Genomic DNA, 16,885 nt, shown 5'->3' with positions numbered 1-16,885 from the left:
GCGGTGGGGGCGTGTCTGCCAGCTACCAGCGTGCAGTGGGGATCAAGCGGAAGTGACAGCTTTGCAACTACCAGTACCTGGCTCAGCGGGCAATATGGCACGGGACAGGGATGGTCCTACAACAGCACCCACCCTCGCGAACTAATTGATGTCAATGTTGACGGATTGCCTGACATCGTCGGTTTTGGAGAATCTGGCGTATACGTCGCGTTGAACAACAGAAGCGGCTTTGCGAGCCCCAGCTACTGGCTGAGCGGGCAATTTGGCACAAGCCAAGGTTGGAGTGACAACAACACCTTGCCTCGGCAGTTGGTGGACGTCAACGGGGACGGCTTGCCTGATGTCGTGGGATTCAACGCCACAGGCGTGCAAGTGGCGCTCAACACGGGCTCCGGCTTCTCAGCACCGACAGCATGGCTCAACGCACAGTTCGGTACAAGCCAAGGCTGGACAGACAACAACGTCATGCCGCGGCAACTGGTGGATGTCAACGGTGATGGACGGCCGGACATCGTGGGCTTCAATGCCAGCGGCGTGCAAGTGGCATTGAACACCGGCAGCGGATTCGCTGCGCCAACCACCTGGATTCAGAACCAGTTTGGCAAAGACCAGGGCTGGACCAACAACACAGACAACCCCAGGCAGTTGGTGGACATCAACAACGACGGTTTGCCAGACATCGTGGGGTTTGCGGGCAATGGCGTCAGCGTGGCGCTCAATACTGGTAGTGGATTTGAGACTGCCAGTAGTACTCCGGCCAACTACAGCTGCTCGGGGGGTAGGACTCTGATTGGCAGCGCATGTGGAGTGCCTGCAAATCCAGTGATGGGATGTCCGGCAAACATGTTTACTTCACAATATGATGGAGGGGACATTGATTGTGCGTATGTTCTAGCAGGGAACGCCCCCCATTACCCCCCTATCGTTGTTGGTTACAGCTGCACATCAGCCATGGGTAGTTTGCAGGGCTCTTCCTGCACGATTCCCGCCAATTACAGTTGCCCCACGGGCTACACCGCATCGGGCAGCAACTGCACTTTGAATGCTGCAGGAGGAACGGCCAGTGCGGGCTGGTCCTTGGCACAGTTCGGCGTTGCCCAAGGCTGGACCGATAGCAAACTCCATCCGCGCCAAATCGTGGATATCAACGGTGACGGCTTGCCTGACATCGTGGGCTTCGGGCCCAGTGGTGTGATGGTGTCGATCAACACGGGATCGACCTTCCAGACGCCAAGCAATTGGATCAGCAACTTTGGCGTCAGTGCCGGAGCCTGGACGGACAGCAACACCCAGCCGCGACAGATTGCCGATGTCAATGGTGACGGTTTGCCGGATGTTGTGGGGTTTGGTCCCAACGGCGTGATGGTGGCCCTGAACAAGGGTGATGGTTTCGCTACACCGACCAACTGGATTGCCAACTTCGGTACTGCAGCCGGTGGTTGGTCGGACAACAACTCTGCCCCTCGGTTCCTGGCAGATGCCAATGGCGACGGCATGTTGGACATCGTGGGCTTCAGCAGCAGCGGCGTGGTCGTCGCTGTGGACAATCGCAAAGCGACCGCACACTACCTCAGCAGCCTGACGACCGGCACGGGTGAAGTCACCACGGCAAGCTATGCAGCACTGACAGCTGCTGGCGTCTATGCGGCTGACACAGCTAGCAACAAAGCCGTCTTCCCGCAGGTGGACCTTGCCTTCCCCATCCATGTGCTCAGTCAGGTGGAGCGCACCAACGGCACGGGCACCACCAACAAGACTAGCTACACCTACGGTGGCTTGAAGGCTGAACTCGCCAGTGGCCGAGGCATGCTGGGTTTCCGCTGGGTCAAATCCAAGAACCTGGAAACCCAGCTGGAGAACTATGTCGAGTACCGGCAAGACTATCCTTACACCGGAGCGACAAGTCTTCAGGAAGTGCGACTCTCAGGGGCAGGGAACAATGGCGTGCTCAAGCGCACCAGCACCACCTACCAGTGCACCAATCCTCAAACCGCTTCCGCCTGCAGTGTTGCCGCAGGCAATCGCTACTTTGTATTCCCTGCAAGCACCACAGAGCAATCCTGGGACATCTCGGGTGCAGCGAACCCCGGCAACACCCTGCAGCAGACCTATGCGGTCAATCCGAATGGGCAGTTCTATGGTGACCTGACACGCACTCAGCTGACTACCACCGATGGCAATAGCAAGACCAGCGACAACGAGTACTACGCCGCCGACACCAGCAACTGGATTCTGGGTCGGATAAAGAACAACACCCTCACCGGTGTGAGCGCTGGCAACACCAAGGTCCAGACCAAGGCCTTTGAATACACGGCCCAAGGCCTGCAAAGCAAAGAGACCCTGGAGCCAGGTAGCCCCAACGACTGCTTGCAGACCAGCTTTGCGTATGACGCCTTTGGCAACCGCAGCCAGGCCACCGCGGCGGCGTGCGCCGCAGCCAGTGGTACAGCCGTGCTGAGTGCCGCAGCGCCGCGTACGAGTGCAGACAACTATGGCTCAGAAGGCCGCTTCCCTCTGGTCAGCACCAACGCGCTGAATCAGAGCGAGAACAAGCTCTACGACGCTCGCTTCGGTGGGCTCACCAGCCTGACCGGTCCCAATGGGTTGAACACCACCTGGGTGTATGACAGCTTTGGCCGCAAGACAAGAGAAAACCGTGCCGATGGCACCTACACCACGTGGGCCTACCAGCTCTGCAGCGAAGCCGGCAGCAACTGTCCCGCGCAAGTGGGCAATGCGGTAGTCGCCTCGGTCAGCCTGGAGCAGAGTTATGCCGTCAACGCGACAGCGAGTGCGCCGCCCAAGCGCCAGTTCTACGACATCCTGAATCGTGTCGTGCGTGTGCAGAGCCTGGGCTTTGATGGTGGAGGCGCGGCTGCGACCGTGTACCAAGACACCGAGTACACCGCCCAGGGCCAAGTCGCTAAGCAGTCAGACATCTACGCCAGCACCGCCACACCTGTATGGACCAGCTACGCCTATGACGCAATGGGCCGTCTGCAGTCCCAAAGCCAACCCGACAGCGCCGCTGCGGGTGGGATTGCGACGACAAGCTACAGCTACAACGGTCCCAGCACAACAATCACCAATGCCAAGGGGCAAACTAAAACCACCGTCAAGAATAGCCTTGGACAGGTCGTAAGCGTGACGGATGCGCAGGGTAATGCCATCAGCTATGCCTACGACGGCATGGGCAACTTGGCACAGACGAATGCTTCAGGCTCCATCACCACACTGCAGTACAACCTGCGTGGCAACAAGATTGCCATGCAAGACCCTGCCATGGGTAGCTGGGTCTATGGTTACAACGTCTTTGGTGAACTCGTCACCCAGCGCGACAGCCTGAACCAAACCACCACCATGGCCTACGACGTTCTGGGGCGCATGGTCAAACGCACAGAGCCCGACCTGGTCAGCGATTGGAGCTTTGATACCAAGTTTGACGGCAGCAGCTGCGGCAAGGGTGTTGGTAAGCTGTGCGAAGCCAAGGCAGACAACAACTACAAGCGCACCCATGCCTATGACAGCCTGGGTCGTCCCAGCAGCACCGCCACGGTGCTGGACAACCCGGCTAGCCCCGCTGTCGTCTCGGAAACCTTCGATCCCAACACCGGCCGCGTCAGCAGCAAGACTTGGCCCACCGGCTACCAAGCCAGCTACAGCTACAGCACCTTGGGCTACCTGACAGCAGTCAACGGTGGTGGCACGAATGGCTTTAGCCAAACTACCCGCTACCAGATTCTGGCCATGAATGCCCAAGGGCAGATCACGCAGTACAAAACTGGCAACAACGTCACCACCGTCAAGACCTTTGATCCGCAAACCCAGCGCCTCAGTGGTTTGCTGGTGACCCGGGACGGACAGAGCAGTGGCAATGTTCTGAACCATGCTTATACCTACGACCAGATTGGCAATCTGCTCACCCGTGTGGACAGTACTCAGGGCGTGGGAACCCAAGAGAGTTTTAGCTACGACAGCTTGAACCGGCTGACAACGGCCTCCATTCTGGGCGGTGCTGTCAGCCCACCAACCACCACGGAGGTCCTCTACGACACCCGCGGCAACATCACTTACAAGAGCGATGTGGGGCGCTACTGGTATGACGCCGTGCGGCCCAACCGCATGACCCAGGTGACCCTGGAAACAGCGCCTGGTGCGACGGTTCCGTTGTCTGGAACGCGCACGCTGAGCTATGCCTTTGATGATTACAGCGCTGGGGCCCTGAGCGTCAATGGCACAACAGTGGGCAATGGCAATCTGGCCTACACCGTGAGCCAAGACACGGTGAACAACAAACACACCGTACGGTTTGAGAGCTACACCAGCTTCAACATGCCGGCACAGATTACCTACGGAAACTTTACGGCCAATACCGTGACGTGCCCGCCGGGCTATACGCTGGCCAATGGTCTGTGCAATCAGAGTACCAATACGGCCATCCCAGCACAAAAGGTCTATTCCTGCCCGGCTGGGCAAGTACTCAATGGCACCAGTTGTACTCTGACAACGACCAATCCGGCGACGCCCAATTACAGCTGTCCGGCTGGATACACGGTTTCCGGTAGCAACTGTGTCAACGTCTCTACAACAGGAGCCACAGCTGTATATGGCTGTCCGTCGGGCTACTGGTATTCGGAGGGGTTGCCTTGCACGAGCGGAAGCGGTAGACCTGTCCTTGAAGTTGTCATTGGATATTCTTGCCCTAGCGGATATTTATTGTCGAGCTCTTCGTGTACAAGGACAACCACCATCGCAGCAACTTTGGCGAATTACTTTTGCGCAAGTGGTTGGGTTTTGAATGGAAGTACTTGCAGTTTGACGACTAGCAGCGACGCTTCTGCGGTAAGTGCCACACCAATCTATGCTTGTGCTAATGGTGCCACTTTATCTGGGGATAAGTGCTTTACAACAATCTCTACCAGCAGTACGCCGGTTATGGGCTGTGCTTCTGGGACTTACTCCATAACCTACGACAACGGAACTGGATGTAGCAATGGCTTGAGAGATGTCGGGCTGAGCATCGTAGGTTATTCATGCCCAACTGGTTACTCGCTATCTGGCTCAACTTGTTACAGGACTATAAATAGCTCGGCCAGTATCGCTAGCTATTCCTGTCCGGCGGGGCGTACTCTGGTTGGTACAGGCTGTGTCACAGCAGGAGCCACCTTTGCAGGCTATGCCTGTGATGTGGGCACCCTCAACGGCAACAACTGCATCGTCGCGAAGACGAGTACTGTGACGCCGGGTTCGTCCAATGCTTCAGACCGCACATTGACCTTTGTGTATGGGCCTGAGCATCAGCGCATCAAGCAAAACGTGGCACTGAGTGGCAACGGCACCAGTGCGTATTTTTCAGGGAACACCTGGTATCTGAATGGTGAAGACAGCCTGGGCCTCACCTATGAAAAAGAAGTCCGAAGCAACGGCACGACCGAGCACAAGCACTATGTGAATGCGGCTGGTTTCACCTTCGCGTTGTTCACCAGCCGCACTGGAACCTTGAATGGACTGCCGGCGGCAACGACCAGCTATTTCCACAAAGACCAGTTGGGAAGTGTTTCCACCATCACGGATGAGACGGGGGCTGTGACGGAACGCTTGGCTTATGACCCTTGGGGTAAGCGCAGGTTTATCAGCAGTACGCCTGGCATGCCGGACACGTTGGATGCGATCACCGGCATCAAGACGGACCGGGGATATACCGAGCATGAACACCTGGATGAGGTGGGGGTGATTCATATGAATGGGCGGGTCTATGACCCGCTCATGGGTAGGTTCATGAGCGCAGATCCGATCGTGCAGTCACCCTACAACCTCAAGTCATTCAATCGGTACTCCTACGTATGGAACAACCCGATGCGGATGTTTGACCCCACGGGTTTCAAAGCCTACGAAAGCAGCAGTGAAGCTTCTGGAGAGGGCTCTTCATCAAACTCATTCGATAGTCCCAGTTTCTCGTGGAGCTCCTTTTTTAGGAATCTGTTTAGTGGGTGGGGTGATTCTGCGCCTTCATCGCCAGACAGTCCCGACAGACGCAGTTCTAGCGGAGGAACACAAGTCGCGGTGCTGCCATTGCCCTATATAGCCGGCGGTGGTGGCGCGGGCGCTGCTTTGGGGGGCGCAGCTGCTGGTGTGGTGTGCGATTGTCCTTATGGAAATCGATGGGGTATTGATCCCGTGACGGGGGACCCGGTAAGTGAGTCGCGAACTAACAAGATTGAGCGAATTAAGCGCGATCTTGCTCGCGCGGCTGAGGCGACTAAAACCGGCGTTGAAGGCGGTCTAAAGAAGGTCGCACCTCTTTTGTGGGGGGGGCTGTCGGTTATGCTCAGCGAATCTGATGCAGACAACGTAGACGATACAAAACCACCTCTCTCCGACTACAAAGATGCATTGGGCAAGGTCCACGATAAGGTCGGAAAACTACCCAAAGGGGAAGACGGAAAATTCGGAAGTCCTCAAGCAGGTGACTCGAAAAAGGGATACCGCTTAGACCCGCCACATGATGGCAAAGCAGAAGGGGATGCCGAATCGAAGTATCACTTCAATTGGTGGGACTACACCAACGGGAAAAGAGGTAAAGGTGGGAACAGCGGTGCTATTCCCATTGGAAAGTGAGTTATGGAAAAGATAAAACTCGATAACTTCTCCAACGAATACCCTGGGCTCGATTTCCCTGAATACGCGTCGTTGAGCAAAAGTGCTTGCTCTGACATCGCTCAATCCATCCAAGAAAAATTTGCTCTAGCAAATGCTGCTGATGGTTTGACACTGGTAAAAGCCATTGATGCCTTGGCAAAACCTTGTGAAGCTGTCTCGCATGTTGGTGAGGACTTTGACCTAAGCTCGTTGCTCAAGGCCTGCGGGATAGATGCCGCGGATGTCGTCTATATAAATTGGCATCGGTACGACAAGATTGACAGGCTAAAGCGCTGCGATTTGGCTAGCCATTTTTACGACATATGGTATCCCGACGTGGATGACATAGATGTCTTTGATGACTCCCTTAACTGGATACTGTCAGTACGTCATGACGGGTACATTAAGCTATTGCGTTGATTTGATGTGCTACGAAATAATAGCTGCCTGCAAAATTTCTACGAGGGCTAGAGGCCTGTTTTTCTCTTCATAAAAATAAAAAGCCACCTGCCCTCTAGCTGTTAAAGCTGGGGTTCCAGGTGGCTTTTCTTTTTAGCTGCTGGGGTTGGTTAGGCTACGTCGCCTTCTTGCCGCGCCCTGCGCTGGTCCCCTTGGTGGTGGTCCGCATTCGTTACGAACTCAATGGGCTTTTTCCGAATCGCCTTGGGCTCAAAGTTTCGAAACCGCAACGCGCCATAGTCCGTTGTGTGCCAGCTTTGGCAAACCACCCGGAGTAGTAAACACACTACCAGCTATGACCGCACTAGCTGGGGAACTGGAAATCCGATCCAGATACCAAGGCCGAGCGTCATACCCTGAATTCAATGCTTCCGTAATTGCCTGTCCCTGCGTAGACTGTTCCAAGGCGTACTCCATCGCCAGATTCCCGGATGCCATATCCAATGTCACCCCCGTCAGGCGGGTGCCCGCAACATCCACGTTCTCCATCGCCGAAAACACCTTGTTCACATCGAACTGCAGCAAAGTCACCGCTTTGAGGGCGCTTGCACTTCTGGGGTGTGGTTTCGGAGCAGAGAGTCGGCGCAACCGATCCGTTTCAGATTGCATGCGCTCCATCTCTGCGGCCGTCGCTTGGGCTTCTGCCACCAACTCTGAAGCTTTCCAGGCAAAAGTGCCGGCGATTACCAATACAAACACAGCACAGACTGCCCACACCAGACGCCACCTGGTAGGGGAAATCAAATTAATGCGCAGCGGTCGCATGCTGCCTCCAATGTCCTGCCCACAACGTAGGGCCGCCCTGTAGGGGTGTTGCTGACGCAGCAACAAAGTCCAACTTGAGCAGGCGACTCTCTTCCACGCCCCACCCTGTCAACTGACGCCTTACCTTGGCTGCCTCGATTTCTGGTGTTTGTCCGACCTGAGGCATATGGCAACTCACCCAGCCTGATTGAGTTTGGGAGAGCAAGGTAATACCGTCACGCTCCGTGAGCTGAAGAGCGCTGAATGTGCTGGAACGTGCCAGTTTGCATTGCGAGGCGATGCTCCAGGAAGGCTGGATACTGTGCAGCTTCAATTTTGAAAGCGTGGTCCACGATTCCAGAGCTTGCACCAGATGCGCGCTGCTAGCTGCTCCTATAGCGGCACAACCAGCTTCCTGAACGCAACGCAGCTGATCGGGAGCCACTCCAAACAGCGAAGAGGCTGACATGGGCAGCAGTTGGTGCAGATCGTTCCAGTTGCGCGCATCTTGAGGAGCCTGGATGGGGATGGCTTGGCACAGGGCCCCACTCAGCATCACCCGCAGCCTGGCCCTGCGATATTTCAGCCCTTGGGTTTCATGCAGAGCCTCTGAGACGCGCAGCAGGGCTTTATCCCACGATAGAGTCGTTGGTAGATCAATGACTTTGCAGGGGCGGGCGCCGACTTTGAGGATCGCCAGGCCCTGCGCCAGATAAAGATCGGTGTACTCAAACCAGGCCGATAACACGGATGAGTTCCTCCAGTGTTGTATTGCCACGTGTCACCTGCAACAGTGCCTGGTTGCGCAGAACCTGGTCCTTGTGTTGGTACAGCGCTTCCTTCAACTCTGAGAGAGAGGTCTTTCGAACCATCAGGTCCCGGATGTTGTCATTGAGTTCATGCACTTCGGCCACCACAAAGCGCCCCCGGTAGCCAGTGTGACGGCATTGGTTGCATCTTTTGGCTACTGGAATGCGATGGGGAACGTCCATGTCCAGGCCCTGAAGCTTTGTCACTTCAGCTGCGGTAGGTGCGCGCCATTCCATACAGTGCGGGCAAGTTCTACGGAGCAGGCGCTGCACCACAATGCCGTTCAAGGCAGAGGCCATGGCAAAGGTCTCAATCCCGAAATGGTGGAAGCGTCCCAGCACATCAAACAGGCTGTTGGCGTGTACGGTCGTAAACACCAGGTGTCCGGTGAGAGAGGATTGAACGGCAATCTGCGCTGTTTCGGCATCCCGGATTTCTCCAACCAAGATCTTGTCAGGGTCGTGCCGCAGGATGGAGCGCAGGCCCGTGGCAAAGGTCAGGCCCTTTTGCTCATTGACAGGAATCTGCAGCACGCCGGGGAGCTCGTATTCAACTGGGTCTTCGATGGTGATGATCTTCTCCAGGCCATCGTTGACTTCGGACAGGGCGGCGTAGACGGTGGTGGTTTTACCGCTACCGGTGGGGCCTGTCACCAGTAGCATCCCGTGCGGTCGTTGGGCGAGGCCACGCAAGGTTGCCGCCACGGTGTCTTCAAATCCCAAGGTTTTGAGCGAAATACTCTGCTGCGATTGCCGCAGTTGTGCTTTGTCGAGCAAGCGCAGAACCGCGTCCTCTCCAAAAATGCTGGGCATGATGGATACCCGCAGGTCCACGGTGCCCAGTTCGGCATGGCTCCAGTGGATACGGCCATCTTGCGGGCGCCGGCGTTCGGTGATGTCCAGCTGTGCCAGTACCTTGATGCGGGAGATGACTTCTTCTGCTTTTGCCGCATCGGGCAGGCGCGGGCCCGCGGCCATCACGCCATCGAGCCGGAACTTGACCGCAATACCATTGCGATCCGTCTCAAAATGGATGTCGCTGGCACCATCCTGGTAGGCACTCACGATGGCATGTTCCACAAACTGCACTACATCATTCAGGGCAAGTACGCCGCTCTCCGGTCCACGTTCTGGCGTCTTCTCTATGCCCTGGCTTGAGGCGCCATGTTTATGTTGGAGTTGTTCCCATTGTCCGGGCCGTGCTAGGGTGATTTGGATGGGCGTCCCATGAAGCAGTCGCTTGCTCACCGCGGCAGACCATGGATCTTCCGTCAACAGGTGCTCGGTATGGTTGAGGACAAATGTCCATGCCGCCAGACCTTGATCGGCTTCATCCAACAAACGCGCAGCGGGACTGAGCTGTGCCAATTCCAAATCGTCATAGGTCGCGACACCATGGAGTGACAGCAGTGCGGTTTTGAGCGTTGCCTCATCCGTTTGAAGCCGCTCCAGCAGCCCCAGCCAGAGTTGTCCCGAGGTACAGATGGGGTGTTGCCGCAAGTCCTTCAGGGCGGCATCCAGCACCTGGGAGGACAGGACGGAAAGAGCGGGAAGGGGGCGTGTTGATGTCATGGGTGAATTCAGCGCAATTGGGTGGCCATATCAAAAACAGGCAGGTACATCATGACCACGATGCCACCCACGACCAAGGCCACTGCCAGCAAGAGAATGGGCTCGACGATGCGGGTGACGCGCTCGACAAACAGCTCGAACCGTTCCCCGTGCAAGCGTGAGACTACCTGGGTGGCGATATGAAAGTTTCCATTGCGCTCTGCAGCCGCCATCAAACGACGGCCCACCTCGTCACACAGGCGTTCTTTGGCCAAGGCCTGTGATACCAACCCACCTTGTTCAATCGTGGAATAGGCACGCACCAACTGCGTTTTGAGCTGCGGCGACAAGGCGGATTGACCGGCGACCTGCATGGCCGAGGTCATGGGATAGCCTCCCTTGAGCAGCAGCGACAAGGCCTGGTACATCATCGCCAGCTGGAAGTCTTCGATCCGTGCCCGCATCCAGGGGATGGCAAATGCCAGTGCCGTGGCATGGCGTTTGGCCAGGCCACTGGAAATCCACAGCGCTAGCCCCACTGCGAGCGCGCCCAAGAACATAAAGACCCCCAAGCGGTGTTGCCCCAAAAACCTGCTCATCTCGATCGTCAAAGCCAGTGACCCGGCAGAGTCGCCGCGCAAGTTCTCATACATGCTTGCAAAATTGGGCATCACCACCAGCAACAAGAAGATCGAGATAGAAAGACCAATCAGCGTTACCAATGCTGGGTAGATGGCAGCGCTGACGACCTTCTTGCGTAGCTGAGACACGAGAGTGTCAAAGCGCAAATAGTCATCCAAAGCCTCCGCCAGATTGCTGGTGCGTTCGCCCGCGCGCACTGCGGCGATCAGTACTGCGGGTGCGCCTGGCAAGTCGGACATGGCGGCAGAAAGCGACATGCCTTGCTGCAGTTTCTCCAATAGCGTTGCAGCCAGACTCGCGCGCACACCCTCCATGCGTTCACGGGCTGACAAGGTGTCAGCGGCTTCAACGATGGTCATGCCCGCCTGGATCAGGGTCCGTAGTTCCCGGCAGAACAGTGCAAACGAGGGAGTGGGCTTTTGGCTCCCCAAACCCAGGGTGCGTAATCCATGGAATAGCGAAGTTTGAGGGCGAAGGCGTTGCACACTGAGCACCGTCTGCTTCTGGGCTTCCAACTGCAAACGTAGCGCTTGCTCACTAGTGGCCGTGAGGGTCGATTGGGTGACGGCGCTGTCCCCCAATCGCAGGTGCCGCACCAGAAATTGCTGACTCATGGCTGGCCCTTTGGGGCTGCAGGTGGGTTCATGTCGGGTTGGTACACAAAGGTCCATTCCGCATAACGCTGGGCCGCCGGCAATGCGAACTCGTCGATCTCTACGGGCCCTGTGCGCAACGGCGCCCTGATGCTGCGGCTGCGTACCCCCTGGATTCCGCCTTCTGGAGCCATCACCAATTCCCATTCAGTATTGCGTGTGATGGGGTCCGGGTAGGTTTCCCGGATGTGGCGATGTACCTGAAGCAACCGTCTGTCTTCCAGCAGCTCCTCCAGTGTGTTGGGCCAACGTTTGACCGACCCGGGTGTGGCGCGGTAATAGCTGCCAATAGCTCTGGCATAGGTCGCACCAACGCGCAGCAGGGCTTCCTCACGTTCGCGTTGGGCCTGTTGGGATACCACCTGGATCACACCCTGCGTGCCGAGGGACACCAACACCAAGGCAGCCAATACCGCTATGTAGGTAAATCCATGCTGTGAGGTAGCGTGGGCCCGGCGGGTTTGGGAAGACTTACCAGCTGGCATACGCACTCCCATCGCGGGCTTGGCGGGGGGAGCCGCTTTTGACATCAAACACGCCGCTGCCACCTTCTTTAGGGGGGACTGGGACCCAGCTACTGGATAGTTCGGTGATGGGATCCACCGGGATGGACCGGATGTAGCGTTTGCTGACCAGCTCCTCCAGGGACTCGGGATAACGAGACTGGTCCCGGTAAAACTGGTCAATGGCAGTGCGCAGTCCTTGGAGATCTTGCTTGAGCACAGTTTCTCGCGCGGTGTCGACTTTGTCCATGTAGCGTGGGACTACCAAACTGGCCAAGACGGCCAATACCGTCATCACCACCAAAAGCTCGATGATGGTGAACCCTCTGCGCAGGGGGTTGCGATGGAACGCTTCACTAGGGTAGCGCTCACCATTGCGCATAACTGCTCCCATCCAGTGCTGTGGCGGTGGAGCTGGAATGCACGTCGTACACATCCGCTCCTGGCTCCGGGCGCGCCGCAGAAGATGCGTAGCTGCGCAGCTTCCAGGTCTGGTCTGCAGGCAACTTGGGATCCGCAAAAGGATCTCGCGGAACCGAGCGCAGAAAATAGACCACCTTGCCCCGGGCCTGTGGACGGTTGTCAGGCTGGCCGTCCACCAAGGCCTGCAAGGTGGCCGGATAGCCTGAGCCCAGCGTGTTTCCGCCCGCTGCAGCGTTTTGGTCGGATACTTTTTTGTAGGCGTCCAGTGCGCTGCGGATTTCTTGCAGAGAACGGCGAAGGTCGCGTTCCTTCTGTGCGACCAGCAGGGTCTCGCCCAGCGGCATGACGGCGGCAGCCAGGACTCCCAGAATGGCCATCACCACTAGGAGTTCGATCAGGGTGAATCCCTGACTGTGCCGACGAGAACCTGGGTGCAGGATCATTTCACCGATACGGACTGGGAGGGCAATTCAACGGTCGGTGGCGCACCGCCCAAAGTCACCGGTTTGAAACTGGTCACCCGCAACTCGGCATTGCCTGGCGCCTTGGCCTTGACCTTGAGGCTGATGACGCTGGCTTGTCCGGTCGCCCCGCTGGCATCGCTGCGCAACACCGCGGCACCCACCCGACCGTTTTCGGTGTTGATCGATTGGGTGAAGCTGGTCGTTCCTCCATCCTGCCGGAAAAACGCACCTTCGCTGACCTCTTGGACTTCCCACAACTGGCTGGGGAAGCCGATCTCAAATGGAACACCACGGAACTGGGTGCCGGATGCGAGTTGCAGTTCCACCGTAAAAGTTTCACCCACTTTGACTTCCTTGGGGGCGACCCAGTTCAGCCGCGGTGGACCTTCTACCTTGACGGCAGTTTCGCTGCTGGGTGTTGCATTGGACGTCAGGCTTGCAGCGGTTGAAGCACCGGTCGCAGGGGCAGGTTTTGCTGCACTGTCTTGGCTTGCGCTGGCCAAGACGGCCGACTGCCATGGAGAGGCTCGCAGGCGGGTTGCCATTTCGGTACCTACCCACAGTTCAGCTTGCGAAAGATCCGGTCTGGGTGCGCTGCGCAGGACCCTGGGCGTGATTGCCAGTACCAGCTCGGTACGTTGTACATCATCCTTTTGGCTGGAGAACAGGCGCCCGGCCAAGGGCAGATCACCCAATCCTGGTACTCGGTTGGAAGTCGAGCGGTCCTCGTTGCTGATCAGTCCGGCCAGCAACTGGGTTTCGCCATCACGCAGACGCAGCGTGGTATTGGCATTGCGGGTACCGATCTGGTAGGCCAGCGAACCGGCTGTGGTGCGCACTTCTTTTGCCAGGGTGCTTACCTCCAGGCCCAGTTTGATCGTCACCTCATCGTCTGGCGATACCAAGGGCTCCACATCCAGTTTCAGACCTACGTCCAGGTAGTTGACGCTTTCCGCCACAAAACCTGTGGCATTGCTGGTAGACGTAATGACGGGGACTTTGTCGCCAATCAGGATATGGGCCTTCTCCCGATTCTTGGCGCGGATCTTGGGGTTGGCCAGGATGTTGAAGTCTCCGACTTCACGGCGCAGATTCAGCAGCAGATTACCTACCGTGACCCCAATCCGGTCATCGCCGATGCTGCGAACACTGCTCAAGGTAAGGCCCGTGGCCCCTGTAGCCGGCAGCGGTGTGAGTGTGATGCTGCTGGGGAAATTGATGCCCAGTTCTGTCAGACGTGAGGTTTTGATCTCCAAAATCTCCACTTCCATCATCACCTCGGCCTCACCCACATCCTGCAGCGCGACCAAGCGCTCTGCCAAGGCTACGATTTCTGGTGTCTCGCGGATGGAGACCATGTTGGCACGTTCGTCCACATAGGGCTCCTTGATGCGCAGCATGGCCCGGAACATGGCCGCCATGGATTTGGCATCTGCATTGGCCAAATGGAAAACGCGGATGACCTGCTCCTGGTGTTCCTTTTGTTTCTCTGCCGTGTTGGGGTAGATCAGCACCGTCTTGGAATCCATCGTCTTGCGTGCCAACTGATTGGCCCCGATGACGAGGTCGATCGCATCTTCGACTTTGGCATTGCGCAGGTAGACGGTGACCCGGCCGTCCTGCCGCACGTCACGGTCCAGGATGAAGTTGATACCGCTGCCACGGGTGATAGCTTCGAGCACAACGCTAAGCGAGGCATTGCGAAAGTCCAAGGTGATGGGACGTGTTTCGGACAGGCCGCGCAGGTTTTGAACACCGCTGTCCAGACGAATTTCGACTTCCAAGCGGCGCTGCAATGCCGCGAAATCTGGCTGCCTGGGGGCGTCACGCAGTGCCATTTCCACTATCCGCAGGGCTTGTGTTTTTTTACCCTCTGCCAGTAGCGCATTGATGTCTGCCATACGGCCGCGCTGTTTGACCGCCAGTGCCATGTCTGCCTGAAGGCCTAGCAAGCGTGCATTGCCGGGCTCAATCGCCAATCCGCGCTGAAGCGTTTGGCCCGCGGCGTCAAACTCTCCTGCTGCGCGCTGTTGGGCCGCTTGCGCGACCAATCGCGAGATGGCTTCGCTGCGGGCAGCCGTCAGACCCGCGCGCAAGGTAGGGCTTTCTGGGTACTCTGCAACGCCAGCCTTCAGCCCCTGGATGGCTGCCTCGAAGTTGCCCTCACGCAATTGGGTCGTAGTCTCTTCCCGAATGCGCTGTTGGGCGCAGCTGGCCAGAAACAGGCAAACCAGAATCCCGGTGGTCAGGCGTGCCACCTTGTGCTTTGTCATCATCGTGTTTCGTACCGGGGTGTTGGCGGGATCGCCAGGCGGGCAGTGGTGTTGAGCGCCAGGAAGTTGAATTCGATGCTGTCGGCTGAGATGTTCTCGACACGATAGCCATTGGGAAGAACGGTGCCCTGCTCAATGGGCAAGCTGGTTTCTGCAAATGACACGTAGATCACTTGTTTGCCATCTGGCCCGACGATGCGCCCTGCAAAAGCGATGTTCAGCGGCGGAGCAGTCGGTGCTGCTGGGGTCGGAGCCGCAACTGGTACGGGTGGAGGTGGCGCCGCTTTGACGACAACTGGCACTGGCGGGGGAGCAGGTGCAAAAGGATCGCGACGGGCTGGCTCCAGCATGGGGCGCGCTCCATCGCGTTGAAGAGCCATCGTTACGCTTGGACCGGTTGCGCGTGAATTGGTTTCTGCAGGTTTCTGCGCGTCTCTGGACGTTGGAGCCACCACCTCAGGCGCAGGATCGGAAAACACGTTGAGCAAGAGCAGACCTACTGCTGCAATCAGCAGCCATTTCATGCGCCCCCTGTGACGCAGGTCAGTCGCGGACATACAAAACCAGGGTCATCCGAACATCTTGCCGCGCCGTGTCGTTGGCGATGGATTGGACGGACATCGACTTGATCGCCAAAGTTTCATAACGCCCCAACAACTCGGCGATCCACTGCTTGGTCTGTCGGTATTCACCTTTGGCGTTAACTTGGTAGACCACGGCGGCGTACTCGCCTTGTGTACCTGTTTGGTTCTCAATTTGAACCGAATTCAGCTGCACATTGGATGTGGCGGCAAAGGCTGTGATGTCCCGGGCAACGGCCTCTGCCACTTGGGATGGGGGGAGGGATTTTTCGAACAACTCTGTGGTGGTAGGAGGCGGTGACTTGCGCGCTTCTAGGTGTTGGGCTTGTGCTTGCTGCAAGTCCCTTTTTTGAGTCTCGGTATGGTGCCCCAGCATCTGCAGAGTCGCCATGGCAGAGGCAACAAGGCCAGCGATCACGGCGATGGCTAGCCAAATGTGGTGCTCGACAGGCCAGTGCTGAACAGGGACTTTGAGAAGCTTCATGGAGTAGAAACCGGACTGTGACAGATTGAAGGTGTGGTCTGGTGCCACTCGATGGTGCGGATTCTAGCGGGGGATTGCGCTGCATGAATATGCGCTTACCATCACGCCCATTCTGCATTCCAAGGCATGTCCATCCATGATCAAGTTTGAACGTCGACGTGTGTTCTCCCCATTTTTTGCTAGAGGTTTCACCTTGTTGGAGCTCCTGGTCGTGATGGTCATCATTGGCCTGCTAGCCTCGTATGTCGGGCCCCGCTACTTTGCTCAGCTCGGTAAATCCGAGCAAAGCGTGGCCAAGGCGCAGATTGAAGCTCTGGCCAAAGCCTTGGACTCCTACCGTCTGGACATGGGCAACTACCCTCCTACGGAAGTAGGCCTTGCTGGCTTGATGGAAAAAGGTTCTGCCAACGCGAAATGGCGAGGCCCCTACCTGCAAAAGGCTGTGCCGCCCGATCCTTGGGGACGTGCATACATCTACAAGTTGGACAGTGCAGGGAATGAGTTTGAGCTGCTTTCTTATGGCAAGGATGGACAGCCTGGCGGTGAGCAGGACAACGCGGATGTGAGTTTCAAATAGTTAAGGCTCAATCGGAATGGGTGAACTTGGCAGTGCTGGTGCCTTTGCAGGCTGTAAAACTTTAGTGAGCAGATTGTGAGCCT

The 16,885-nt window shown here is 57.2% G+C and carries 13 protein-coding genes; 3 read left to right on the top strand and 10 right to left on the bottom strand.

The window, feature by feature from the left end:
* Nucleotides 1–210 precede the first annotated feature (210 nt).
* Both CHU94_RS00135 and CHU94_RS00130 read left to right on the top strand, forming a co-directional pair.
* Complete coding sequence (locus tag CHU94_RS00135; protein WP_094475519.1) at nt 211–6,618, top strand: FG-GAP-like repeat-containing protein; 6,408 nt, start codon at nt 211–213, stop codon at nt 6,616–6,618.
* A 3-nt stretch (nt 6,619–6,621) separates the two neighbouring features.
* Entirely contained in the window at nt 6,622–7,059 is a 438-nt protein-coding gene (locus CHU94_RS00130) for a hypothetical protein (RefSeq protein ID WP_094475517.1), read from the top strand.
* A gap of 249 nt (nt 7,060–7,308) precedes the next feature.
* Here the strand turns inward: CHU94_RS00130 and CHU94_RS00125 are convergent, their stop codons facing one another.
* From CHU94_RS00125 to CHU94_RS00085, 10 genes are read right to left on the bottom strand one after another with little or no spacing between them, the layout of a single operon-like run.
* Nucleotides 7,309–7,863: a hypothetical protein gene (locus CHU94_RS00125; RefSeq protein WP_141211340.1), complete on the bottom strand. Its 555-nt coding sequence runs from the start codon at nt 7,861–7,863 to the stop codon at nt 7,309–7,311.
* The gene (locus CHU94_RS00120) at nt 7,844–8,590 is read right to left on the bottom strand and encodes a hypothetical protein (protein ID WP_094475513.1); all 747 of its coding nucleotides are present in this window, start codon (nt 8,588–8,590) and stop codon (nt 7,844–7,846) included. The genes CHU94_RS00125 and CHU94_RS00120 overlap by 20 nt, the downstream gene beginning before the upstream one ends.
* A complete protein-coding gene (locus tag CHU94_RS00115; protein WP_094475511.1) occupies nt 8,571–10,223 on the bottom strand; it encodes a GspE/PulE family protein in 1,653 nt (550 codons plus the stop codon). The genes CHU94_RS00120 and CHU94_RS00115 overlap by 20 nt, the downstream gene beginning before the upstream one ends.
* A gap of 8 nt (nt 10,224–10,231) precedes the next feature.
* Nucleotides 10,232–11,458: a type II secretion system F family protein gene (locus tag CHU94_RS00110; protein ID WP_176451878.1), complete on the bottom strand. Its 1,227-nt coding sequence runs from the start codon at nt 11,456–11,458 to the stop codon at nt 10,232–10,234.
* Nucleotides 11,455–11,982, bottom strand: coding sequence for a type II secretion system protein (locus CHU94_RS19155; protein ID WP_176451877.1), 528 nt, complete (start codon nt 11,980–11,982; stop codon nt 11,455–11,457). The genes CHU94_RS00110 and CHU94_RS19155 overlap by 4 nt, the downstream gene beginning before the upstream one ends.
* On the bottom strand, nt 11,969–12,382 hold the full coding sequence (locus CHU94_RS00100; RefSeq protein ID WP_094475505.1) for a type II secretion system protein: 414 nt from the start codon (nt 12,380–12,382) through the stop codon (nt 11,969–11,971). The genes CHU94_RS19155 and CHU94_RS00100 overlap by 14 nt, the downstream gene beginning before the upstream one ends.
* Entirely contained in the window at nt 12,369–12,866 is a 498-nt protein-coding gene (locus CHU94_RS00095; RefSeq protein WP_094475503.1) for a type II secretion system protein, read from the bottom strand. Before CHU94_RS00095 ends, CHU94_RS00100 begins: the two co-directional genes overlap by 14 nt.
* Nucleotides 12,863–15,160: a secretin N-terminal domain-containing protein gene (locus tag CHU94_RS00090; protein ID WP_176451876.1), complete on the bottom strand. Its 2,298-nt coding sequence runs from the start codon at nt 15,158–15,160 to the stop codon at nt 12,863–12,865. The genes CHU94_RS00095 and CHU94_RS00090 overlap by 4 nt, the downstream gene beginning before the upstream one ends.
* On the bottom strand, nt 15,160–15,684 hold the full coding sequence (locus tag CHU94_RS18950; protein ID WP_141211339.1) for a hypothetical protein: 525 nt from the start codon (nt 15,682–15,684) through the stop codon (nt 15,160–15,162). Before CHU94_RS18950 ends, CHU94_RS00090 begins: the two co-directional genes overlap by 1 nt.
* 19 nt (nt 15,685–15,703) lie before the next feature.
* On the bottom strand, nt 15,704–16,225 hold the full coding sequence (locus CHU94_RS00085; RefSeq protein ID WP_094475499.1) for a hypothetical protein: 522 nt from the start codon (nt 16,223–16,225) through the stop codon (nt 15,704–15,706).
* Between the two features lie 136 nt (nt 16,226–16,361).
* Here CHU94_RS00085 and gspG point away from each other — a divergent pair, with 136 nt between their 5' ends.
* Nucleotides 16,362–16,802: a type II secretion system major pseudopilin GspG gene (gene gspG / locus CHU94_RS00080; RefSeq protein WP_094475497.1), complete on the top strand. Its 441-nt coding sequence runs from the start codon at nt 16,362–16,364 to the stop codon at nt 16,800–16,802.
* Nucleotides 16,803–16,885: the final 83 nt, after the last annotated feature.

The sequence above is a fragment of the Rhodoferax sp. TH121 genome (assembly GCF_002251855.1).
In the GTDB taxonomy this organism is placed as follows: Bacteria; Pseudomonadota; Gammaproteobacteria; order Burkholderiales; family Burkholderiaceae_C; genus Allorhodoferax.
This window is presented reverse-complemented; position numbering and strand designations above follow the sequence as displayed.

Coding starts and splice junctions, on each gene's coding strand:
- CHU94_RS00085 (WP_094475499.1), bottom strand. CDS start 16,225: ATGAAGCTTCTCAAAGTCCCTGTTCAGCACTGGCCTGTCGAGCACCAC.
- CHU94_RS19155 (WP_176451877.1), bottom strand. CDS start 11,982: ATGCCAGCTGGTAAGTCTTCCCAAACCCGCCGGGCCCACGCTACCTCA.
- CHU94_RS00130 (WP_094475517.1), top strand. CDS start 6,622: ATGGAAAAGATAAAACTCGATAACTTCTCCAACGAATACCCTGGGCTC.
- CHU94_RS00125 (WP_141211340.1), bottom strand. CDS start 7,863: ATGCGACCGCTGCGCATTAATTTGATTTCCCCTACCAGGTGGCGTCTG.
- CHU94_RS00095 (WP_094475503.1), bottom strand. CDS start 12,866: ATGATCCTGCACCCAGGTTCTCGTCGGCACAGTCAGGGATTCACCCTG.
- CHU94_RS00115 (WP_094475511.1), bottom strand. CDS start 10,223: ATGACATCAACACGCCCCCTTCCCGCTCTTTCCGTCCTGTCCTCCCAG.
- gspG (WP_094475497.1), top strand. CDS start 16,362: ATGATCAAGTTTGAACGTCGACGTGTGTTCTCCCCATTTTTTGCTAGA.
- CHU94_RS00100 (WP_094475505.1), bottom strand. CDS start 12,382: ATGCGCAATGGTGAGCGCTACCCTAGTGAAGCGTTCCATCGCAACCCC.
- CHU94_RS18950 (WP_141211339.1), bottom strand. CDS start 15,684: ATGAAATGGCTGCTGATTGCAGCAGTAGGTCTGCTCTTGCTCAACGTG.
- CHU94_RS00090 (WP_176451876.1), bottom strand. CDS start 15,160: ATGACAAAGCACAAGGTGGCACGCCTGACCACCGGGATTCTGGTTTGC.
- CHU94_RS00110 (WP_176451878.1), bottom strand. CDS start 11,458: ATGAGTCAGCAATTTCTGGTGCGGCACCTGCGATTGGGGGACAGCGCC.